Here is a 22,723-nt window from a genome sequence, read left to right on the forward strand (position 1 = left end):
GAGACACGGCCACGTCCGGCTATGCTCGGGGAGGCAACATCGCCTGGGCCCTTAGCTCAATTGGCAGAGCAGTGGACTTTTAATCCATTGGTTGTGGGTTCGAGTCCCACAGGGCCTACGGTTCGCAGGCGGGGGATACCCCTTCTGACCTGCGGTGCAGCGCTTGGGTTGGCTTCGGTCGACTCGGGCGCTGCGGCGTTTTCGGGGTACTGCGTGAGCGGATGTGCGATCAGGGCCGCACGTTTGGTGATGCTGACAAGATCCCTCGCGGGCGTGTCTGCGAGGCTTCGCAGCGGCGCGGCGGCTCTCGCCCCGCGCTGCGGTAGCCGACGGACCGGCCGCAGCTGAAGCTATCTAGCTCATTCGGCGTTTTCTCTGACTGTCTGGGCCGCTGGTGAGCGGTTGCCGGGAGGCGGCGGTGAGCCAGTTGTGAGCGCGATGCCACGGTCCGAGGCCGTTCGCGGCCAGCTCGATGTGCAGGAGTGCGATTCCGGGCGGACCGTAGGCAAGGCCCTGCCGGTCCGAGGACAGCGTCCTGGGGTCTTGGGGTCGGCGAGCTGGCGGTGATGGCGTCGACCAGGCCGAGCGCAGGGGGCGTTCACGACGCCCTCCCCTTTGTGCGGGCGGTGCAGGCCAGGGCGGCGCCGCGCGCTAGGTAGAGGCACACTTCGTCCTCGGGGTAGTTCACGGCGGCGCGGCGCACGAAGTGGACGTGCAGCAGGGAAGGCAGGACGTCTTCGACGGCGATGCCGTGCCCGAGCCGGGCAGGCGCGGCCTGTACGCGGTGAGTGCCGCTTGTCGGTCGGCCCAGCCGGACGCGATGGCGTCTCCTCTTGAGACCTACGCAGGGCCGACCAGTCGTCGCTCGGGTCGGCGAGCCGTACGGCCTCGGTGAACTGCGGGCGTGCAACGGGCACGGGGGCGGTCGGCGATACATGGTCGCCAGCCACTGCATCCCAGCCTCGATGGTGCTGAGGAAGGCGGAGGTGATGGCGACCGTGTGGGACCGGTAGGAGATGGGATAGTGCAGGTCGGCCAGCAGGCCGATGCTTCGTAGCTCGTCAGCCCAAGCGCTCACCGGCCGGGCCGTGCCGGCGAAGGCTTCGGGGCGGGGAGGGCGATGCGTACGCGGAGGTGCTGGTCCGGGTCGCGGAAGCCGATGAACCACCACGGCGCTTGCCCAGTTGTTTGAGGAGGCCGGGCAGGTGCCGGGAGACCAACATGTCTTTGGAGGCGTGGGTCGCCGTGCAGGGCGGCTAGAAGAACCGAGGAAGCGGCGGGTCTGCATCTGGGCCGTATACAGGGCACGGGCCTGGCTGTGGGCGGGCGGTGGCGGCCATGCCGACGGCCTGGTTGCTTTGAGGGGCACCACGACCTCGTGGGCTCGCCCGCCACACCAGCCGTACACCTCCGGATTCGGGGCCTCGAACAGCACGGTCAGGCGCGTACGGTCGAGGTGCTGGCACAGGAGTGTCCGGTGGTCGGCCTCGTCGAGATCGAGAAAGAGGCACAGGTGTCTTCATGGGGTAGACACGACACGGCAGCCTTCGCCGGGCACACCAGTTGCTGAGCGCGGCGTCCCACTCAGCCAAGGCGGGCATGGCTGGGCAGCTTTCGGACGCTTTCAGCCGCCAGCGCGCCGGGGCCAACACGGTCCGCCCGTACCGCAGACGTGGAAGGAATGGCATCGTCGTTGCGGCACCCCAGTCGAAGAGGGTGACTTGCGCGCACCTCGCGGACAGTTCGGTGAGGAACCGCACCAGCGGCGGGGTGTGGGCGCGGAGATACAGTGCATGCATCCCGACGGCCTCAACGCGGTGGCCTCGCTCGGGAGCGGCGAGGTACATGCGGCGGGCATCGTAGCCACAGCCAGGCCCTCCGGGGTGAGGACGGTGTCCTGAGGGCCGCGGCGCCCTTGAAGGCAATCACGGTGTGTAGCACTTGTGGGGAGCGGGTGACGTGGGCCTCTCGGGGAGCAGGGGCGGGAAAGAGAGCTGCGCAGGCATGGTGTTGCCGTCTGTGGACGGGAGGTTGGCAAGCTCTGCGATCAGGGCCTCGCGGTTGGCGGGGGCCAGCACGCTGACGAAGTAACCGGTGAAGACGCCCACACCACGGGACACGCTTACGGCCTCCAGCCGGGACCGCCCGCGCTGCAATTCCTCCAGGCTGGCCGCGTGCACCCCCCAATCTCGAAGTGGGGCAGCAGCCGAGGCTGGTCGGGACCCACGTCCAGGGCCTCATATTGTTCGTCCGTTAGGAAGACTTCGTTACGGCCGTCAAGCGCGGCGGCTTGAGCCGACCGTACAAGGGGGTCATCCCGAGCGGAGACGCGGGGCCTGCGAGCACCGGCCGGTGCGCCTGGGTAGCTGTCGGGATAGTCGGTGCGCTGTCTGCGACGACCTCTACGGGAGGCGCCAGCCGTCACGGGCCTCGCCGGTCCTCACCGTAATAATCCGAGCCAGTCACCGACCGACGCTCACAAGAAGGGGTGTGAGGGTGCAGCGTCACGCGGGAGGCGCCACTGCTGACACTTATCGGCGCTGGACGGCGATCAACTCAAGGTAGCGGGCGTACTGGGTGTCGGCGATTTGGCGGTTGCGGACGAGGCTTCCTTCCTCCATGCGGTAGGTGCGCTCGGGATCACCTTTGAAAGAGAGCCAGTTGAAGGACGTGGTCACCCAAACGTCGTCGTAGACGAGAACCTTGGCATGGGTGCTCTTCAGACGCGTGAAGCTGAGTTTGTCGCGGTAGCGGTCGGCGAGGTTGGTGAGTTTCCGGACGGAGGCAGGGTCGGTCTTGGTGTCGTTTTCCTCGTAGCCGTAGGCAATGTCCACTTTGACGCCTTGTTTGACCCGGCGTTCGAGTTTGCTAAGGAAGTCGGTGGTGATGATCGCGTTCTTGATCCACGGTGAGATGATCAAGAGTCGGCGGCGGGCGTTGGTGAGTGCGTCGTCGAGGACGTCCGGATGCTCGAAGACTCCGATGGCTCGGATCTCGTCTGCCTGTGGCTGCTGAACTGCCGGCGGACCGGGCATGGGGGCGTGAGCGCCGAGCTGGAATGCGGCCTGTTCTGCACGGTGCTGGGTGACCTCTTGCAGCGGTACGCGGGCCTTTTCGAGGTCGGGGTCGAGAAGAGGGCGTTCGGGGGGCGGCGCGACAGAGATGCCGAGGGCCTTGGCACCACCGTGGCCGATGAGAGCGAGTTCGTGGGCCTGACTGAGTTCGCCGTCGACCACGATGCCGACTTCGACGTCGGTACGGTCTGCGTCGGCATACACCAGGAGCTTGACCGGCAGGACACGGCGGGCCGGGGCCTGGGAGATGCCTTTGACCTGGAGGACTTCGCGTTTGTTGTTGCCGTTCTCGCGGAGCAGAGCGGTGATTTCCGCTGCGGTGATGTCTCCGTCGTTGACGGGCCCGGACCTTGCGGCGGGCAGCATGATCATGCCGTTTTCCTCGGCCTGCCCGCGCGGGATGGTGGTGCGGCGGTCGTAGGGGGCTACCTTCCACAGCATTTGGTCGTAGACGAGCGGTTGGTTGACCCGCACGGGCGCTACGGCGGCGGCCTTCTGGGCAGTGAGGTGGCCCTTGTCTGTGAGCCGCAGGCCGGGAGCCCGGCCTGCGTCTGCGGGGGCGGGGCGGGCCCATTTGAGGTCGTCTGAGCCGAACAGCACGGCGACGGTCCGGTCGACCATGTTTTCGGGCAGGCCGAGTAGGCCGGCGATACCACGCGTGTTGCTTACGTTGTGGTCGACCAGCCGCAGTACGAATTCCTCCATAAGCGGGAGGTCCTTGCTGTCCTGGGCGAGGACCTCGGCGGTGATCCGGGCGACAGGCAGTGCGGCGTCGGCGATCTGGATGAGTTCGAGTCCGGGACGGGTGTTGTGGAAGCGGAGGGCCAGGAGGCTGTCGTCGCCGAAGGCGGGGCTAGAGGTAGGCATTGCGGATCTCGCAGTCTTCCGGGTGGCCGCTCATGTAGTCGAGGACGTCGCGCAGGGCGCCGGGCTTGCTGCGGCAAAAGCCAGCGTCGCCAACGATGATCAAGCCGTAGCGGGCTCGGGAGAGAGCGACGTTGATGCGGCGCCAGTAGGGCTGGCCAAGGAATCCGAAGCGGCCGCTGATGTTGCTTCGGGTCACGGAGAACACGACGAGATCGCATTCTCGACCCTGTACCGCGTCGACGGAGAGGACTTCTGGAGCGATGTGCTTGAGTCTCAGGGAGGCTAGGCGTTTGGTGAGTTCTTCGACCTGGCGGCCGTAGGGGGCGATCAGCAGGACGTCGAGGCGCTTGCCGTCGGGAGTCTTGATCACCCCCTTGTCGATGGCCCGGTCGATGACTTCCAGGCGTCGCATCGCGAGTTGGCCCTCAAGGCGGTTTGAAACGCTGGTTTGTGCGGCGGACTGTTCGTCCTCGCGGCGGTTCGGCAGAGCGCTGGTGTCCAGCCACAGGACGGGTTTGTTGACCGTGCTGTAGCCGGGAAGGACATGGTCGTTGGGCGAGATTAGCTTGTTGTCGTAGAAGCAGCTGCTGATCATGTTGCCGATCGCCGGGGTCATCCGGTACTGCTCGCGCAGCAGGTGCTTGACGGGTGCCTTGGTGGAGTTGGCGAAGTACTGGAACAGGGTGGTCTTCACCAGCTCGGGGATGAGCTGGTGATCGGCCATGATCTTTTCATCGCGTAGCAGATCCTCATCGATGGGAGGCAGCTGGTTGGTGTCGCCGACCAGCACCCACCGCTTGGCCCTGGCCATTGGCACCAACGCCTCGGTCGCGGTCGCCTTGGACGCCTCGTCGAAGATGCACAGGTCGAATTCGAGATCCCGGGCCGCCGGGTGGCCGAGGAAGCCGAGCGCGGTGCCGCCGATGACGCGCCGGGTGCGCAGGAAGCCCGCGATCAGGTTCTGGTCGGTGCCGATTCGCTGCAGCCATTCGCCCTGGAGGCGCAGCAGGTGCATCAGTTCCCTGCCGGTCCCGGCCGGGCCGAGGAGCGCCTCAACCACGTCGCGGGCGTCTGCGGCGCTCATTTCCTCGCGGAGGGTGAGTTCGCCGTCGAGCATGGTCTGCACTTCGGCGAACAGCTCTGCCCGCTGTTCGAGGAGCTGTTCTCGACGGGCTCGGGTGGTGACGACTTCCTCGCCGAGCTCTCTGGCGGATGTGGTGCGCTCAGGCACAGGCTGGTTCGCCAGCTCGTCGAGGCGGGCCGTCACATGGGCGAGGTCGGCGGCCACGGCGGCGAGTTCTTCCAGCACCAGGGCCGCTTTGAGGTGGCTGGGCTGCTGGCCGCTGTTGGCGGCCACGCTCTCCAGATGCCGTTCTGCGCGCGTCCGGACACCCTGGGTCCACTTCTTGACTTGCCGGTCGAGCAGCAGCGGCTGTGCGCTTTCAGCGACGCGTGGATCGTCGACGCGGCCGAGGCGGACGAGTTCGGTGATGCCTGCGTCTTCAAGGCGCTTGAGGGCATTGTCGATGGCGATGTGGGTCTGGCTGACGATGAGGATGCGGGCGGTGGGATGCCGACTGAGGGTCTGCTCGACGATCTCAGCGATCACGGTCGTCTTGCCAGTGCCGGGTGGTCCCTCGACGAGCAGTAGGTCCTGGGTGCCAAGAGCGTGGGCGACGACGTCCCGTTTGCTCTGGTCGAGGTCGGCGCGGACCCAGGTGGTGACTTCGGTGGGCGGGCCGACCTCAAGGACTCCGGGGTTATCGATGATCTGCCGCAGGTCGAGATTTGCGGTCTGGCCGGCGGCGACCGCGGTAAGTGCGTCGCGCTGCCGGTTGATCGCGTTCTGGCTGGGTCCGAGGAAGGGGAGCAGTACCCCCCGGGCGGGCAGGACGGCCTGGGGACGCGTCATTCGCAGGACGACGGTGTCGTCAGTGCGGTTGGTGATCTCGCCGCGGTCGATGGGCCGACTGTAGGGGTACTCCGCGACGGACCACTCTTCACCGATTTCGGCGGTAGTGTCGGGCGCGGCGAGATGGAAGACTCGGGTGCGGCCGCCGCCTTCCAACCGTTCGTACTGGATCGGCTGCCGCCCGTTGGCCGCCGCTTCCTCACGGGCTTCCAGGACGCGGCGCCAGCCGTCGAACAGGTCGCCGAGCTGCTGGCGCTTACCCTCCTTGGCCTGTGTCTCGCGTGCGTCAAGTTCTTCGTTGAGGCTGTCCAGCAGCAGGTTGAGGCCGTCGTACGCCGGGTCCTCGCCCGGATCGTTGAACGTCCAGGTGAGGATGGGGCCGAGTTTGAGGGCGGACGCCCGGCGCTTGGCCATCCATTCCTCTGCTCGTTCCTCGGCCGAAACGATGACGCATCGGTCGCTTTGATCCTCGTCGTTGACCAGGCGCAGGAACAGACTCTGGCCGAACACCCGCACCGTGCCGGTGTCGACTTCGTCGCTCTGCGCGTTGTAGCCGTAGTCGACATGAACCGTGCCGGAGATGTCCGCGAGCACCGTGTTTTTCACCGCATCCCAGTCGATCTCTTCTCCGGCCGGGGTGGTGCTCAAGCTTTCGGCCGCGCGACGGGTCATCTTCAGCCAGAGCGCGTTGCGTTGGCGAGCATCACGGTTTTCGCAGACCCGCTCGGCCTCCAGGAGCCGGTGTTCGAGGACGATAGCGTTGGCTGGCCGCTTCTTCGGGTCGAGGTCGATGCAGGTTCTGAGGACGTTGCGGATCTCGGTGTCGAGTTCCAGACCGTCGAGTACCGTCGCCAGATCGTGGTAGTCACGTGCCTGGCTGCGGGAGAGGACCTGAATGGCCAGGACCGCGTAGGCGTACACGTCACGGACGTACGGGACTGCCTCGCTCTGCTCGGGCGGCGAGTACAGAGCGGATCGGAAGTCCGCGACCGTCTCGTCGGTCACGGCTGCGGCCTTGGACAAGATCTTGGCGATCCCGAAGTCGGCGAGCTTGACCGTGCCGTCGCCGGTCAGCAGGACATTTCCCGGTTTCAGATCACGGTGCTCGATCTCCTTCTCGTGGGCATACGCGAGGGCGGAAGCCAACGGTCCGCCTATACGTGTGAAGTAGGCCGGCCAGTCAAGGGGACGGCCATCTGCCATCTCGTCCTTGAGGCTGCGGTCAATCCACTCCAGGGCGATGAAGTACCGCTCCAGCCCTTGATCCCAGCCAGAGTCGAGCATCCGCACGATATGGGGATGATTCAGTGCCTTGAGCGCCGAGGTCTCCCGCTCCAGGAAGATCCGGGTGATCGCGTCGTCCTCGCGCTGCTTGAGCAGCTTCACGGCGACGTGGTCACCGCCAGCGCTCTTGATGTCCACGGCCTTGCGGACCTCGGACAAACCCCCCGGGCGGGCCTCCTGAGGGAGCAACAGAAACCGGCCGTTAATCGTCGTCCCCACCCACTGCTCCTTGCTCCCCCGACTGCCGCGCAGTCCACCCAAGCGGCCATCTTGCCAGCGGCTTTCCCATCGGATCAGCAGTTTGCCCAGGGTGATACGGACTTGGCGAGTAATGGTCCCTTCGGAGTGGCTCTGCGAGAGGGCGCCCCCTTGACCCAAGCAACGAGGCGTGATCGGAGTCGGCCCCTCGACCACGGTAGAACGCGTTGGGTGCTTGGGTGGTGCGTGAGCGGACGACGCAGCGGCGGCCGCGAGGGATCGGATCGAAGGTCACATCGAACCTGACCTGACGAGGTGGTTCCGGACACCGAAGAAGCGTCCGGAACCACCCATCAAGATCATTCCCCCTCTGGCTACCTTATTTCTCCTGACCAAGCCCACAGACCTTGACCGAACAGATAGAAACACCTGCCGCGGCGACTGGTCTCAGGGCCTAGCGGACTGGATCGCCTCCTGCAGGTTGCTCACGGCCCGCTCAGCGTGCGCGCGGACGCTGTCCCAGGCAGCGGTGAAGTCGCGGACCGGGAAGCCCAGCCCAAGCGCGTGGTGGGCGGTGGCGAGTTCCGGCCGTGGCTTGGGGTGGACGGCGGAGTTGCGGATGACACGGATCTGGTCCAGGAGCTGTACGGCCTGGTGGACCGCGTCGCGGTCGAGCGCGGGTAGCTTGTCGGCGAGATGTTCCTCTAGTCGCAGCAGGCCCGAGCCTGGACTGCGGCCGGGCACCTTGAAGTCGCGCAGGATGTCGGTCAAGACGACCAGCCCGGAGTTGTAGGCCGCTTCGTCGCCGACGTCCAAGGCGAGGAGGCTGGAGCGATCCATGGGCGGCGGGATAACTAGGGCTTCGCCGAATACCAGCTCGTAGGTGACGTCGAGGAAGTTCAGCGCGCGCAACAAGGCGCGCGGCTCGGTGAAGGACAGCGCCTCCGGCGGCGCAGGCGGCGACAGGTGGGCGGCGATATCGGCGAGGTAGAGGTCGAGGGTGTCGCAGTCCGCGGATGGCAGCGCGCCGAGTCGGCCAGTGAGGGATGTCTTGTTGAAGCGCATGCCTGGCCACTCGCGGTCGGCGATTTGAGCCATGCGCTCCAGCAGGGGACTGGTGCCGTCAATCTCCTTCAGGACGTCGCCGAGGTTCACGTCGATATCGGGCAGGTCGAAGGGGCTGTCGAGGATCCTGTCCTGCTCCCGGGTCATCTGCTGCATATACGCCAGCAGGCCACGGGCAAGATCGCGGGCCATCTGGTCATGCTGCAGGTGGTAGAGCCCCGCCATGGTCAGGTACACCGGCCCGTCGGACTGCGGGGTGAAGCCGTGCCCCCACCACCCGACGGCCCGGTAGCCGTTTGAGACCTGGTCGTGGCCAATCACAGGGAAGCTATAGAGGACCTTCGCGGCGTCGTGGCCGTGCTTTCGCATGCGGTAAGCGACGTGGAAAAAGTTCGGGAAGCGCTCGTGTTCGACGAACGTCGCCCACACGATGTCGAGGAGGAGCCGTTGCTCTTCGGTGAGCGGGTCTGTCAGGGCGGTCATGGTGTCTATCTCCAGGTGGGCAACAGACCAGAATAGAGGTGCCGCCAGTTGAGGCATAACGTGTTTCGGATCCGTGGGCACCGGCCTGGCTCGGCGTGCCTGGGACGCCCGCACGACCGGTCCTGCAGGGTGGCCCTCATTTTCATGCCGACGGGAGACTGCTGGCGCCCGGTTCGGCTTCGGTCGGGTCGGGCGCCGCTTCGTCTCCCGGGCCGGCACGTCAGGGCCCTGGTCACGCCAGATGACGGTTCGGGGCCTTCGCCCGCTCCGCGTACTCGTCCAGCACCACCACGTCCACGCCCTTGCCGGTGAGTAGTCCCGTCCCGTCCGCCGCCGCCACGAAGGTGTCCGGCTCCCGCCAGGCCGTCACCACCCGGCGTACCCCCGCGTCCAGGATCAGCCGGGCGCAGGGGGCCGGGCGGGAGGCGCGGTGGGTGCAGGGTTCCAGGCTCGTGTAGACCGTCGCGGACGGCAGCCGCGGGTCGTCGGGGGCGATCTTCGCCAGCGCCGACTCCTCCGCGTGGACGACCGGGTCGTCGCCCTCCCTGGAGTGTCCGCGCGCCAGCTCCGTGCCGTCGGCCGCCACCACCACCGCGCCCACGCTGAACGCCGTCCGCGAGGGCGGGCATCGCGTCGCCAACTCACAGGCCAGCGCGAGCCAGTGGTGGTCCGCGGCGACGGGGACCAGGCCCGCGCCGGGGGCGGTGGGCTCGTAGCGCATCAGGACCACGTCCTCGATACGGCGGGTCTCCACCAGGCGCAGCCGGCCGGGCTGGTACGCGCCCGGGCCGAAGAGGCGGGGGGCCTGCGGGCTGCCGACGAAGACGGGGGCCAGGACGAGCTGCACCTCGTCCGCCAGGCCCTGCTGGAGGAGCTGGGTGTGGATCCGGCCGCCGCCCTCCACCATCAGCCGCTCCACCCCGCGCTCCTCACGCAGGTGCTCCAGCAGGCGGCGCCAGTCGAGTTCCGGGCCCAGGGAGACCACGTCGGCCGCCAGGCCCAGCGCGCGGGCCCGCTCCGCGCCCTGGTCCGTCGTGCAGACCAGCTTGTCGCCGCCGGTGTGCCAGAAGTTCGCGGCCGGGTCCAGCTCGCCCGAGCCGCTGACCGTGACCTTGAGGGGGTACGGCGGTTTCCCGGCGGCGGTGCGGGCCGCGCGGCGCGTCTCGGAGTTCACCAGCAGGCGGGGGTTGTCGGCGCGGATGGTGCCGGCGCCGACGAGGATCGCGTCCACGGAGGCGCGGACCTCGTCGACGCGGTCGAAGTCGGCCGGGCTGGACAGGAGGAGGCGGTCGGGGCCGGTGTCGTCGAGGTAGCCGTCGAGGGAGACCGCGGCGGAGAGGAGGACGTAGGGGTGGGGCATCGGCGGGGTTCCTCTCGGAAACGGGTGCGGGAGCTTCAGAGCACTTCAGGTGCTTCAGAGCACTTCGGAGCGGCGGGGCTTGGTTCAAGTTTGAAGCAAACCTACACTGGGACCATGACGACCCGCTGGCTCAGCCCCGACGAGCAGCGAGCCTGGCGTGCGTACATCGCCGCCTCGCTCCTCCTGGAGGACACCATCGACCGGCAGCTCCAGCAGGAGGCCGGCATGCCGCACCTGTACTACTCCATCCTGGCCAACCTCTCCGAGACCCCGGAGCGCCGGCTGCGGATGACCGATCTCGCCGAGGGGCTGAAGATCACCCGGCCCCGGCTGACGTACGCCGTCGCCCGGCTGGAGAAGGACGGGCTGGTGCGGCGCGAGAGCTGCCAGTGGGACAAGCGGGGCAGCATCGCGGTCCTCACGGACGAGGGTATGGCGGTGCTGGAGCGGGCTGCGCCGGGGCATGTGGAGACGGTCCGTGCCGCGCTCTTCGACCGGCTCACCCCGGAGCAGGTGGGGCAGTTGGAGGAGATCTTCTCCAGTGTCACCGCGGGGCTCCAGGGGGAGGGCGGCCCCTCGGAGGAGGTCCCGTGGCGTCGGCGGTCGTCCCCGTCCTGTTCCTGAGCACGCGCGTGTGACGAGCGCCATAAAGTCGTTGCTTCAAATTTAAAGCATAGGGTAGGGTCTCGATCAGTAGAACTGCTTCAAATCTGAAGCAGGTATGCCTACGGACCGGAGTATCCGCATGCCCGACCTGCCCGCCGCCACCCAGCGCTCCCGCGTCCGCGTCCCGCTGCGCTTCGGGGACGGCTACCGCGTAGACGCCGAGCTCGTCACCTTCCACGGCCTGACCGACGGGCGCGAGCACCTCGCCGTCGTCCTCGGCGACCCCGCCCCCGGTACCGCCCCGCTGGTGCGGCTGCACTCCGAGTGCCTCACCGGCGACGTCTTCGGCTCCGCCCGCTGCGACTGCGGCCCGCAGCTGCGCGAGGCGGTCGAGCGCATAGCCGAGCGCGGTGGCGTCCTGCTCTACCTCCGCCAGGAGGGCCGCGGCATCGGCCTCTACAACAAGCTCGACGCGTACGCCCTCCAGGACCAGGGCCTCGACACCTACGCGGCGAACACCGCGCTGGGCCTGCCCGAGGATGCCCGCGACTACACGGCGGCCGCGCAGATGCTCCAGGCCCTCGGGATCGACCGGCTCGACCTGCTCTCCAACAACCCCGACAAGGCGGGCCAGTTGCGCGACCTCGGCATCGACGTCCGCGACCGGGTCCCCACCGGTGTCTTCACCACCGCGCACAACGTCCGCTACCTGCGCGCCAAGGTCCTCCAGACCCAGCACACGCTGCCGCTGGGCGAATTGACCGAACTCGGCGTCGGCTGAACGTCACCTGGGCGGTGGCCGACCCCGCTCGGTGCCGCCGCGCGGTGCCTCTGAAACACCCCTGGCGCGAACCGCCCCGCGGATGACGTATGCTGGTCACACAACGACGCGGGGTGGAGCAGCTCGGTAGCTCGCTGGGCTCATAACCCAGAGGTCGCAGGTTCAAATCCTGTCCCCGCTACTCAAGGCTCAGGGCCGGATTCCAGTTACTGGATCCGGCCCTGAGTGTTTTCGCGGCAGCGGCACGCCGTCGGCGCGCTTCGTGGCGTGATGTGACGTGCTGTGATCGGGTGAGCGCCCTCCGCACAACGACTGACACGCCGTCAACACCTGCCTGTCATCTGAGGCAAGGTCAACTCGCCCGTTTTTCGCCGTTCATGGGCCGTAAGTCCAGCGGGATTTCGTTAATGATCAAGCGGAACAGCTTGGAATCGGGCCCCCGGGTCTATTAACGTTCGATAACGCAGCGCGGTCGTCCCAGCCGTCACAAGAGACGGCTCCGTGCTCACGCGCCGAATTCCGCAAGGGAACCGGGGAACCACCACCTTGGGGTGAATCGCTCGTCAGTCCGCCGTGGCAACACGGCGGGTATACGCGCGTAGGAGACCTTCCTGCTCCGAACCCGTCAGCTAACCCGGTAGGCGAGAAGGAAGGAAAGGAGCGCGCCCACGTGGCGTCCAACCCGCCTGCCCCCGAGGCGCCGTACGTTCCGAGCGACACCCTCGTGTACGGCGGCTACCGTGCCGACGACGAGGCTCCGCTCGGCGAGTGGAACCCGACCGCGGACTCCCTCGCTCCCGTACGAGGCCGGCATCGCGTCGCCAAGCAGCGTGGCGGGGGCTTCGCCCGTAGCTCCACCGTCCTGGGCGTCGGCGTCATAGCCGCGGTCAGCGCGGGCGGGATGGCCAGCGCCAACACCGGCAAGCCGCCGGTCTCCATCTCGATGCCCGACCTGCCGAACGTGGGCTCGCTCATCTCGGACGACTCCGACACCGCCGCGGACGACACGAGCGCCTTCAGCAGCGTCGGCGCCACCAGCGCCGCCACCGCCGAGGGCACCTCGGACGCCGGTGAGGCACTGCGCTCGCGCATCCTGGCCCAGGCCGAGCTCCAGCAGGACCAGCTCGACACCAAGGCCGCCCAGGCCGTCGCGGACGCCGCCCAGAAGGAGGCCGACGCGGCCGCCGCCAAGGCGGAGAAGGAAGCCCAGGAGAAGGCCGCCGCCGCGAAGAAGAAGGCGGAGGAGGAGGCGGCGAAGAAGGCCGAGGCCGAGCGCCTGGCCGAGCTCGCCAAGCAGTACACGCTGCCGACCTCGTCGTACACCATCACCTCGACCTTCGGTCAGGCCGGCTCCCTGTGGTCCTCCGGCTACCACACGGGCCTCGACTTCGCCGCTCCCACGGGCACGCTCATCAAGGCGGTCCACAGCGGCACCATCACCGAGGCCGGCTGGGCCGGTTCCTACGGCTACCGCACGATCCTCACCCTCGACGACGGCACCGAGCTGTGGTTCTGCCACCAGTCCTCGATCAGCGTCAGCGTCGGCCAGAAGGTCGGCACCGGTGACGTCATCGGCCGCGTGGGCGCCACCGGCAACGTGACCGGCGCGCACCTGCACCTGGAGGTCCACCCGAACGGCTCGGCCGACGGGATCGACCCGGCGGCGTGGCTGCGCGGCAAGGGTCTCACCCCCTGAGGTCTTCCGCTTCCGAGGTCTTACGCGAACTCCGGCAGCCCTGACGACGTCCCCCCGACGTCAGGGCTGCCGGTGCGTCGGAGCCACTGATTCCGCTTGTTTACGAGGACTTTGCGGCCGGGTCGGAAGACCGGCGTCCGGCACGGGCGTTGACGTACGGCATGACTTCTCTTCGCAAGCTCGGCTCCTCCGGTCTCGAGGTCTTCCCGCTCTCCCTCGGCGGCAACGTCTTCGGCTGGACCGCCGACGAGGCCACCTCCTTCGCCGTCCTCGACGCGTACACCGCGGCCGGCGGCAACTTCATCGACACGGCCGACTCGTACTCGGCGTGGGTCGACGGGAACTCCGGGGGCGAGTCCGAGACCATCATCGGCAAGTGGGTGGCGGCACGCGGCAACCGCGACGACGTCGTCATCGCCACGAAGGTCAGCCAGCACCCCGACTTCCCCGGCCTGACCGCCGCGAACATCAAGGCGGCGGCGGACGCTTCGCTGCGGCGCCTGGGCACCGACCACATCGACCTCTACTACACCCACTTCGACAAGCCCGAGGTGCCGGTCGAGGAGATCATCGGCGCGCTGGACGAGCTGGTGAGGGCGGGCAAGGTGCGGGCGATCGGCGCCTCCAACATCTCCGCCGCGCGCCTCGCGGAGTCCCTCGACTTCTCCGACCGCGAGGGGCTCGCGCGCTATGCCGCCCTCCAGCCCCACTACAACCTGGTCTCGCGCGACACGTACGAGGGCGAACTCCAGGCCGTCGCCTCCCGGCAGGGCCTTGCCGCCGTCCCGTACTACGCCCTCGCCTCCGGGTTCCTCACCGGCAAGTACCGCGTCGGTACGACGGTGGAGAGCCCGCGCCAGTCGGGCGCCGGCAAGCACCTGGAGACCGAGCGCGGCCGGAAGGTGCTCGCGGCGCTCGACGACATCGCCGAGTCCCACACCGTCCCGGTCGCCACGGTCGCCCTCGCCTGGCTCGCCGCCCAGCCGACGGTCGCGGCCCCGATCGCCTCCGCCCGCACGGTGGAGCAGTTGCCGGCGCTGCTGAGGGTGGCGGAGCTGACCCTGACGGACGAGGAGCTGGGACGCCTGACGGAGGCCTCGGCCTGACCCTCCGGCACGTGGTCCTGGGCCGACCGGCGGTGCCGAGCCGTGCGCGGGCCGTCTACGTCCGGTACGGGTTGTAGGCGGGGTACGGCACCGTCGGGTGGGCCGGATACGTCGGCTGGGCCGCGTGCGGCGGGTGCGCCGGGTAGCCGTACGCCCCGTGCACCGGCCAGGGCGGCGCGGCCACCGGTACCGGCGGTGCCGTCGTGCGGGCCGCGTGGTCCAGCGCGGGGCGCGCGACGTCCCGCCGCCGCCACAGCTCGTGCAGCAACTCCCGCTCCCGTACGACGAAGTCCGCGTTCGCCCGCCCGAGCCGCCCCCGGCGTCGCAGGAACGCCAAGGACGTCGCGTACGCCTCGTACTGCGAGACCGCCCGCGCCGCGGACCGCCCGCCGAACTGCCGTCGCGCGTACTCCCGGGCCACCCGCCGTGCCCGCATCGAGCCCAGCACGTACGGCTCGGTCGGCGTCAGCCACCCGGCGAGGGCGTAGGCGGGCAGCTCCTCGCGCACGGTCCTCAGCTCCCGCTGGCGCGTCCAGATGACCAGCCAGGTCAGCAGGGCGAAGGCCGGCACCATGAACGTCGCGTACACCGCGAAGAACCCGTACTCCCCGAACGTCGACGAGCCGTTCCACATCGCGTGCATGCCCATCGCGAGCAGCAGCCCGGACAGCGGGACGAGAACCCGCCGTACGTGCTGGCGTTCCGCCGACAGGGCGGAGATGCCGAAGCCGATGCCGGTGAGGACGGTGAACAGGGGGTGCGCGAACGGTGACATCACCACGCGCACGAAGAAGGTCGCGGCGGTGACGGAGGCGATGCCGCCGTCGCCGTTGAGCTGGTCGGTGCCGAAGGCGGTGCCGAGGTAGAGGATGTTCTCGGTGAAGGCGAAGCCGGTGGCGGTGACCCCCGCTATCACCACGCCGTCGACGATCCCGGTGAACTCCCGTCTGCGGAACAGGAAGACGAGCAGGACGGCGGCGGCCTTGGCCGACTCCTCGACGATCGGCGCTATCACCGTCGCGCCGAGGGTGTCCGCGCCGGACGGGTCCGCGGTCGCCGTCGCTATCCACTTCGTCGCGAAGCTGTTGGCGATGATCGCTATCAGTGCGGCCGCGCAGGCGCCCCAGGCGAAGGCGAACAGCAGATTGCGCCAGGGGCCCGGTTCGACCCGGTCGAGCCAGCGGAACGCGGCTATGAGCAGTGGTACCGGCAGGACGGCGAGCCCCAGCCCGACCAGGAAGCCCTCGGTACCGGTCTGTTGCCGGACCAGGGCCAGGATGACGAGCCCGGACAGGGTGAGGAGCGTGATCAGCGCGCCGTAGCGCACCCACTTCCGCTGCCACCAGTGCGCGTGCCGCAGCACACCGCCACCGGTGGGGTCACCGGAGTACGTCGGATACGGGGGACAGGTGGCCACAGCATCGACCTTAACGAGACAGAGGTGTCGCCCGCAGGCGGACGGGTGCTCAGGCGCCGGTGGGGGACTGGTCGGATCGGTCGGGTCGGTCGCGGTGCTGTACGCGGCGGAACAGCAGGTCGTTCACGACATGTCCCTTGTCCAGTCCCTGTCCCTCGAAACGGGTCAGCGGCCGGAAGTCGGGACGGGCCGCGAAACCGCCGTCGGCCTGTGTGTTCTCGAAGTCGGGGTGCGCGGTGAGTACGTCGAGCATCTGTTCGGCGTACGGCTCCCAGTCGGTCGCGCAGTGCACCAGCGCGCCGGGCTTGAGGCGGGTCGCGGCCAGGTCCAGGAACTCCGGCTGGATCAGGCGCCGCTTGTGGTGCCGCTTCTTGGGCCAGGGGTCGGGGAAGTACACGCGCAGCCCGTCGAGCGAGTCCCTGGTGAGCATCTCGCGCAGCAGGATGATGGCGTCGCCGTTGGCGACCCGGACGTTGGACAGCCCCTGCTGCTCGGCGAGGTTGAGCAGATTGCCCTGCCCGGGGGTGTGCACGTCGACGGCGAGGATGTTGGTCCCCGGGTCGGCGGCGGCCATCTGCGCGGTGGCCTCGCCCATCCCGAACCCGATCTCCAGCACGACCGGGTTGTCGTTCCCGAACAGCTCGCCGAGGTCGATCGTGCGCTGCCCGTCGATGTCGAGGCCCCACGTGGGCCACAGGCGCTGCAACGCGTCCGCCTGCCCCGCCGTCACCCGGCTCCGCCGGGGCTGGAAACTCCGGATCCGCCGCTCGAAGTGCGACCCGGCGGGATCAGCGCTGGGCCCGTCGGGGAACCGCGGCTCCCCTTTGGCCCGGGTATGCCGAACGGACTCACCGGGGACATGCCGAACGGACTCGCCTGAGGTGGCGGGCCGGGAACGGGGGGCTTCGGGGGCGTTGAGGGAGTCAGACACAGTGGGGTCGATTTTACGGCGGGCTCGGGGACGGATACCGCTCAGGGCCGCGCCGGGCCGCGGCCGCCGTCACGTCCGGGTGGCAGCGGACGCGGCCCGTCATGCCGAACGCAGTGCCTCCAGGGCCCGCCGGGCCACCTCCCGCCCGATCGGCAGGGAAGCCGTCGCCGCCGGTGAGGGCGCGTTCAGTACGTGCACCGTCCGGGGCCCCTCGCGGATCAGGAAGTCGTCCACCAGCGTCCCGTCCCGGAGGACGGCCTGTGCCCGCACTCCGGCGGCCGAGGGCACCAGGTCGTCCGGGGTGACCGCGGGCAGCAGTCGCCGCACCGCCGTGGTGAACGCCCTGCGCGACACCGAGCGCCGCAGTTCCCCCGTGCCGTACCGCCAGTGCCGCCGGGCTATCTGCCAGGACCCCGGCCATGCCAGCGTCGCGCCCAGTTCCCGGGGCCGTACGGTCGCCCAGTCGTACCCTTCCCGGGCCAGCGCCGGCACCGCGTTGGGCCCGATGTGGACTCCTCCGTCGATCCCGCGCGTGAGATGCACCCCGAGGAACGGGAACGCGGGATCCGGCACCGGATACACCAGCCCCCGCACCAGCTCGGGCCGCGCCAGCGAGTAGTACTCGCCCCGGAACGGCACGATCCGCATGCCGGGGTCGTCCCCGGTCAGCCGGGCCACCTCGTCGCAGTGCAGCCCGGCGCAGTTCACCAGCACCCGCGCGCGGACGACGTCCCCGGCGGCCGTCCGCACGGCGACCCCGAGCTCCGGGCGCCGGTCGATCCGGCGCACCTCGGCGCCGTACCGGATCTCCGCGCCCGACGCCTCGGCCAGCTGCCGCGCGACCCCGACGAAGTCGCACACCCCGGTCGTCCCGACGTGTATGGCGGCCAGCCCCTCCACCTCGGGTTCGTACTCCGCGATCTGGGCGGCTCCCAGCTCGCGGACCGGAATGCCGTTCTCCCGGCCGCGCTGGACCAGGCCGTGCAGCCGCGGCAGCTCGTCGCGTTCCGTCGCGACGATCAGCTTGCCGGTGACGGCGTGGGCGATGCCGTACTCCGCGCAGAACTTGACCATCTCGGCGGCGCCCCGCACCGCGTACCGCGCCTTGAGCGATCCCGGCCGGTAGTAGATCCCGCTGTGGATCACCCCGCTGTTGCGCCCGGTCTGATGCCGAGCGGGCCCCGCCTCCTTCTCCAGCACCACGACCCGGGTGCCGGGCGCACCTCGCGTGATCGCGTACGCCGTGGACAAGCCGACGATGCCCCCACCGATCACGAGCACGTCACAGTCGTAAGCGATCCCGGACAGCACCTGCACCACCTCCCACCCCCGATAGTGCACTGCACCACTGACAGTCACTTCAAACGCGGGAGGCGGTGCCGCCGTCCGGGACTCACGCCGGAGCCATCAGCAGCGGCCGGGCCCGCTCCCGGAGCTCCACCACCCGGGGCTCGTCCCCGTACGGCTCCAGCCGGTGCAGCAGGTCCTTCACGTACTCGGTGGTGCGGGCCGAGGAGATGCGCCCCGCGACCTCCACCGCCCGCACGCCCTGCTCGCACGCCGCGTCGAGATTGCCCGACTCGAGCTCGGCGACCGCGGAGACGACGAGCCGCAGCCCGTGCGAGCGCACGAACTCCTCCGTCGGCTTCGACAGCGCCTGCTCGGTGAAGCGGCGGACCTGGCGTGGTGCCTTCAGGTCGCGGTAGCACTCGGCCGCGTCGGCGGCGAAGCGGTCGTAGGAGTAGAAGCCGAGCCAGGACGGGTCGTTGTCCCCCTCCCGGGAGCGCTCCAGCCAGCCCTCGGCCGCCTTGAGCGCCGCTCCGGCCGCGGCGGCGTCACCGGCACGCGCGTGTGCCCGCGCCTCGACGAGCCGGAAGAAGCTCATGGTGCGGGCGGTCGCCAGCCCCCGGTTCCGCTCCAGCGCGGCCTGCGCGAGGTCGACGCCCTCGTCGCCGAAGCCCCGGTAGGTCGCCTGCAACGACATGGACGCCAGCACATACCCCCCGAGGGGGACGTCGGCGGCCGCGCGGGCCAGCCGCAGCGCCTGGATGTAGTACCGCTGCGCGGCCTCCTGCTGGCCCGTGTCGAAGGCCATCCAGCCCGCGAGCCGGGTGAGCTCGGCGGAGGCGCCGAACAGGGCCCGGCCCACCTCGTCGGAGTAGGCGCCGAGCAGCAGCGGTGCCGCCTCCACCCTCAAGCACTCCGGCACCATGGACGAACGCCAGTCGCCGCCTCCGTACTTGGAGTCCCAGCGCCTGGCGTCCTCGGCGGCCTCCCGCAGCTTCTGCACGTCGCTGTGGCCGACTTTGAGCGGTGCGCCGGAGCCCTCGGAGTGGTTCACCTCGCGCGCGACCGAGCTGTCGGCCGGGGTTATCAGCCACCGTGAGGCGGGCGTTGCGTATGCGCTCACTGCGAACGAACCGGCGAGCGACTGCCAGATGCCGCCCGCGCCGGCCCGGCGCCCGGCGAGGTCCAGGCGGTAGAGCTCCGTCGCCGACCTGACGGCCTGTCCGACGTCCCTGGGGAAGGCGAGGCCCACCTCCGGCGCGGGATCCGCGTCCGCCAGGCCTATCTCGTGGAGCGGCACCGGGCGGCCGAGCTTCTGGCCGATGGCGGCGGCGATGAGGTGCGGCGCCGCACCCTGCGGCACCATCCCCTTCGACACCCAGCGCGCCACCGACGTCTTGTCGTAGCGAAGAGTCAACCCGCGTTGAGCGCCAAGATCGTTGACGCGACGCGCGAGTCCTGCGTTGCTGATTCCCGCGAGGGCGAGAACGGCGCCGAGTTTTTCGTTCGGCCCGCGTTGCTCCCTGGACATGCGCCACCCCTCGACACAGACGGCTGCCGCGCTGGCATAACCACGCGGCATTCGTAAACCCAGCGTAGTTCGCCGCATCCCAAGCGTTAAGGGGCATTGTTCCGGATGGCGGGATTGTGGTCCGTACTGAAGTGCGGGTCCGATACGCGCAGTTGCGTCGTGCTCCCGTTGTGTGGCCGTGCGCCTGTCCGTGCGCTCTTCTCCGGCCATGGCGGGAGCGCTTCCATGGATGATGCGTGGGTCGGCCCGCTGTACTGGATCCAGTGGGCTGGGGGACACCGCCGCCTCCATCCCCGCGGGCGGCGGAACGGCCCGGGGGGCGAAGTGGCGTCTCCCGGGCTGCGCGCCTGTCGTGCGGCGCGCGGGCTGTGCACGGAGCGTGCGCGAGCCTGCCCCCATGGCGCCAATATGGCCGAAAAACGACCCTCGTCCTCGCGGGCGATCAGCCCTCCTACCATGGCAGTTGAGGGCGCGTTAGGCGTTTTTGGGGAGCGTATCGGGGGCGCATTCGCGTCGCACGCCCCTTGGCCCGCATGGCTGTTCGCAGGCGTACGCGGGTGTTCCCAGGGGCGCGTTCCCCGCATCTCAAGCGGCTCCACCGGCCCTCCGGCACGCTTCCTTCATGGCAGCATGGTGACCGGTTCGAACGGTGCACTGGTTGTCCACAGCCTGTGGAGGCGTCGATGCGGTGGTTGGTGGGATGGAGCAGCACCGCCGCGGGTGTCTCCGGGATCGGGACGGCCGGGGCGACCGGAAGCGACGGCGAGACCGTGCACCCGGTGGGTTCGCACCTCCTGTGGGGCGACCCGGATCCGCTGTGGGCGGTGGGCGACTGGCGCCCCGACGAGGTCCGCGTGGTCACCGTCGACGCGCAGACCCGCATCGCGGTCCTCGGCACCTGCGGAGCCTCCGACGAACAGCTCCGGATCGGACTGCTCGCCGCGCGCGGAGGGGCACTTCGGCATCTGACGGCATGGTCGGGGGCGTACACGGCGGTGGTCCAGGTGGGCCGCCGGATCACCGTCGGCGGCGATCTGGCGGGCGCCCGGCCGGTGTTCTACACCCCCTGGGCCGGCGGCACGGCCTACGCGACGGCGGCCCTGCCCCTCGCCGACCTCATCGAGGCCAACCTCGACTTCGGGCACCTCGCCGCGCTGCTGGCCGCCCCCGACGTACCGGCCGCGCTCCACGACTCCACGCCCTACGAGGGCGTACGGCGCATTCCGCCGGGGCACGCGCTGATCCTGCGCAACGGCGCCCGCGAGATCGCCGGCTACGAGCCCGTCGCCTCCCTCGCGGTCGCCGCCCCCTCCGCCGACCCGGACAGCGCGGTCGACGGGGTGCGGGACGCGCTGGTGGAGGCCGTGCGCGCGCGTCTGTCCGCCCCGCGCCACGTGCCCGACATCGACCCCGGCCCGGTGCCCGGCATGGGGCCCGCCGAACGACGTGCCGCGCGCGGGATGCCGGTGCCGGGGATCGGGGCCGACCTGTCCGGGGGGCCCGCGTCGGGGACGCTCGCCCTGCTGGCCGCCGGGCTGCCGGGAATGCCGGGGACCGTCCTCGGGCACGGCACCGGGGCGGGGGAGCGGCTGCTCGCGGTCACCTTCAACGACCTCGCCGTGGGCGGCCGGGAGGCCGAGCTGGAGCGGGCGGGGACGCTCGCGGCCAACCCCCGGCTGCACCACGTGGTGGCGACCGGCGGCGAGGAGACACTTCCGTACGCCGAACTGGACGGCCCTCTGACCGACGAACCCGGCCCCTGTCTGGTGACGGCGGCGCGGCACCGGGCACGGCTCGCCGCGGGCAGCGCCGACCACTTCACGGGGTACGGCGCCCGGCAGGTGCTCGACGCCCACCCGGCACGCCTCGCGGACCTGCTGATGGACCGCAAACGGCGCCATCTGGTCCGGCCCGTGGCCGCCCTGACCAAGGCGGACGGTTCCGTGCTCGTCCCCGCGCGCGTGTACGGCGCCGCGCGGAAGCTGGCCCGTACGCCCTACCGGGTCGGTCTGGAGATGCTGGCCGACCGGCTGATGCACCAGCGGTTCGACGAGCCCGGCGGTGCGGTGGGGGCGTCCCTCGCCGCGCTCACCTGGGCCAGACCGGGGCCCGCGGCACGGTGGCTGACCGGGGAGGCGCTGGCTGAAGTATCGGTTCGCCTGCAAGGGGCCACGCACCGCTCCGGGGTCGGCCCCGGGCAGCATCCCGGCGACTTCCGCGCGCGTGCGGCACTCGCGCGTCAGGCGTCGGACCTGCGCGTCCTGGAGCAGGCCGTGGAGATCCGCTCCCAGCGGCTGCACATGCCCTTCCTGGACAACCAGGTGGTACGAGCCTGCCGTGCCCTGCCCGAGGCGCTGCGGGTCCGGCCGGGGGCCCGGGCGGAGATCCTCCGCACGGTCCTGGAGGGCGCCGGCGTCTCCGATCTCCCGCCGGGCTGGGGTGCCCCGTCCCACGCCTCCTCGGCCGCGGCGACCCGTACGGGGCTGCGGGTGGCGGCGGACTCCCTGATGTCCCTGTTCGGCACGCCGCTGCTGGCGCAGGCGGGACTGGTGGAGGCCCGCGTGGTCCGCAAGGCGCTCCGCGCGGCGGCGGAGGGTGAGCCGCTGCCCTTGGACGGGCTGGCGGACCTGGTCTCGCTGGAACTGTGGCTGGGGCGGTTGCTGGCGCGGCGGGGCACGTGCTGGACGGGGACGCCGGCACGCGCGCGAGCGGTGCCGGCGGGGATTCGGCCGCAGCGGGGGGCCCTGGGAGCGGGTGCCTCCGGCGGTTGAGCGGTTGCTTGTGCGGCTTGGTGGGGGCGGGCGTCCTTGCGCAGTTCCCCGCGCCCCTGGATGCCTGCGGCGGCCTGTGCGGGTTCGGTGGGGGCGGGTGTAGCGCGTCCCGCTTGGTGGGTGGGTCGGTGCCGGGGTGGGGGGTATCCGTCCTCGGTCCGGCGGCTTGGTCCCTTGAGTGGTGCTCTGTAACGGACGCCGGCCGCTGCGGGCGGACACCCCCCACCCCGTCCCCTTCCCGCCGTACGCGGCCAACGGCCCGTCGTGGCGCGTGAGGTGGCGAACGGTCCCTCGTGGCGCGGCTGACTGCAACTCCTCAGGGGCGCGGGGAACTGCGCGACCAGCCACGACTGA

General features: G+C 69.9%; 13 protein-coding genes, 2 tRNA genes, 2 pseudogenes and 1 riboswitch. Of the genes and pseudogenes, 7 read left to right on the forward strand and 10 right to left on the reverse strand.

Going from position 1 to position 22,723, the window contains the following annotated elements:
- Positions 1-45: 45 nt before the first annotated feature.
- Positions 46-118: transfer RNA gene (locus ABZ098_RS39085), tRNA-Lys, on the forward strand.
- A 260-nt stretch (positions 119-378) separates the two neighbouring features.
- Here ABZ098_RS39085 and ABZ098_RS39090 read toward each other — a convergent pair.
- The 6 genes and pseudogenes from ABZ098_RS39090 to ABZ098_RS39115 all read right to left on the reverse strand — a co-directional run.
- A pseudogene (locus ABZ098_RS39090) lies at positions 379-537 on the reverse strand (lanthionine synthetase); the annotation flags it as partial.
- Between the two features lie 719 nt (positions 538-1,256).
- A pseudogene (locus ABZ098_RS39095) lies at positions 1,257-2,180 on the reverse strand (lantibiotic dehydratase).
- Positions 2,181-2,531: 351 nt separating this feature from the next.
- Positions 2,532-3,941 carry a hypothetical protein gene (locus ABZ098_RS39100; protein WP_356598739.1) on the reverse strand — a complete coding sequence of 470 codons (1,410 nt, stop codon included), beginning with the start codon at positions 3,939-3,941 and terminating at the stop codon, positions 2,532-2,534.
- Positions 3,928-7,356: a serine/threonine-protein kinase gene (locus tag ABZ098_RS39105; protein WP_094216382.1), complete on the reverse strand. Its 3,429-nt coding sequence runs from the start codon at positions 7,354-7,356 to the stop codon at positions 3,928-3,930. The genes ABZ098_RS39100 and ABZ098_RS39105 overlap by 14 nt, the downstream gene beginning before the upstream one ends.
- 426 nt (positions 7,357-7,782) lie before the next feature.
- A complete protein-coding gene (locus ABZ098_RS39110; RefSeq protein WP_356598741.1) occupies positions 7,783-8,883 on the reverse strand; it encodes a hypothetical protein in 1,101 nt (366 codons plus the stop codon).
- A gap of 232 nt (positions 8,884-9,115) precedes the next feature.
- On the reverse strand, positions 9,116-10,243 hold the full coding sequence (locus tag ABZ098_RS39115) for a dihydrofolate reductase family protein (RefSeq protein ID WP_356598743.1): 1,128 nt from the start codon (positions 10,241-10,243) through the stop codon (positions 9,116-9,118).
- A 114-nt stretch (positions 10,244-10,357) separates the two neighbouring features.
- Between ABZ098_RS39115 and ABZ098_RS39120 the strand changes: the two genes are divergently transcribed.
- The 5 genes from ABZ098_RS39120 to ABZ098_RS39140 all read left to right on the forward strand — a co-directional run bounded on the left by ABZ098_RS39120 (position 10,358) and on the right by ABZ098_RS39140 (position 14,432).
- Positions 10,358-10,867, forward strand: a complete 510-nt coding sequence (locus ABZ098_RS39120) for a MarR family transcriptional regulator (protein ID WP_356598745.1) — start codon at positions 10,358-10,360, stop codon at positions 10,865-10,867.
- 121 nt (positions 10,868-10,988) lie between these two features.
- Entirely contained in the window at positions 10,989-11,630 is a 642-nt protein-coding gene (ribA, locus tag ABZ098_RS39125; protein ID WP_356598747.1) for a GTP cyclohydrolase II, read from the forward strand.
- Between the two features lie 107 nt (positions 11,631-11,737).
- Positions 11,738-11,811 (forward strand) — tRNA-Met (locus ABZ098_RS39130).
- Positions 11,812-12,130: 319 nt separating this feature from the next.
- A riboswitch (cyclic di-AMP (ydaO/yuaA leader) is annotated at positions 12,131-12,289 on the forward strand.
- Positions 12,290-12,300: 11 nt separating this feature from the next.
- Positions 12,301-13,326, forward strand: a complete 1,026-nt coding sequence (locus ABZ098_RS39135; protein WP_356598748.1) for a M23 family metallopeptidase — start codon at positions 12,301-12,303, stop codon at positions 13,324-13,326.
- Between the two features lie 161 nt (positions 13,327-13,487).
- Positions 13,488-14,432 (forward strand): aldo/keto reductase, encoded by a 945-nt coding sequence (locus tag ABZ098_RS39140; RefSeq protein ID WP_356598750.1) that lies wholly within the window; start codon positions 13,488-13,490, stop codon positions 14,430-14,432.
- Between the two features lie 55 nt (positions 14,433-14,487).
- On the opposite strand, the gene ABZ098_RS39145 is transcribed toward ABZ098_RS39140, so the two are convergent.
- From ABZ098_RS39145 to ABZ098_RS39160, 4 genes are all read right to left on the reverse strand, one after another.
- Positions 14,488-15,849 carry a PrsW family intramembrane metalloprotease gene (locus tag ABZ098_RS39145; RefSeq protein ID WP_356598752.1) on the reverse strand — a complete coding sequence of 454 codons (1,362 nt, stop codon included), beginning with the start codon at positions 15,847-15,849 and terminating at the stop codon, positions 14,488-14,490.
- A gap of 49 nt (positions 15,850-15,898) precedes the next feature.
- Positions 15,899-16,780 (reverse strand): tRNA (guanosine(46)-N7)-methyltransferase TrmB, encoded by an 882-nt coding sequence (gene trmB / locus ABZ098_RS39150; RefSeq protein ID WP_356598754.1) that lies wholly within the window; start codon positions 16,778-16,780, stop codon positions 15,899-15,901.
- A gap of 99 nt (positions 16,781-16,879) precedes the next feature.
- Positions 16,880-18,100: an L-2-hydroxyglutarate oxidase gene (gene lhgO / locus ABZ098_RS39155; protein ID WP_356598756.1), complete on the reverse strand. Its 1,221-nt coding sequence runs from the start codon at positions 18,098-18,100 to the stop codon at positions 16,880-16,882.
- Between the two features lie 73 nt (positions 18,101-18,173).
- The gene (locus ABZ098_RS39160; RefSeq protein ID WP_356598758.1) at positions 18,174-19,598 is read right to left on the reverse strand and encodes an MFS transporter; all 1,425 of its coding nucleotides are present in this window, start codon (positions 19,596-19,598) and stop codon (positions 18,174-18,176) included.
- A gap of 683 nt (positions 19,599-20,281) precedes the next feature.
- Here ABZ098_RS39160 and ABZ098_RS39165 point away from each other — a divergent pair.
- On the forward strand, positions 20,282-22,369 hold the full coding sequence (locus ABZ098_RS39165; RefSeq protein ID WP_356598760.1) for an asparagine synthase-related protein: 2,088 nt from the start codon (positions 20,282-20,284) through the stop codon (positions 22,367-22,369).
- Positions 22,370-22,723: the final 354 nt, after the last annotated feature.

The sequence above is a fragment of the Streptomyces sp. NPDC006335 genome, assembly GCF_040612795.1.
GTDB lineage: Bacteria > Actinomycetota > Actinomycetes > Streptomycetales > Streptomycetaceae > Streptomyces.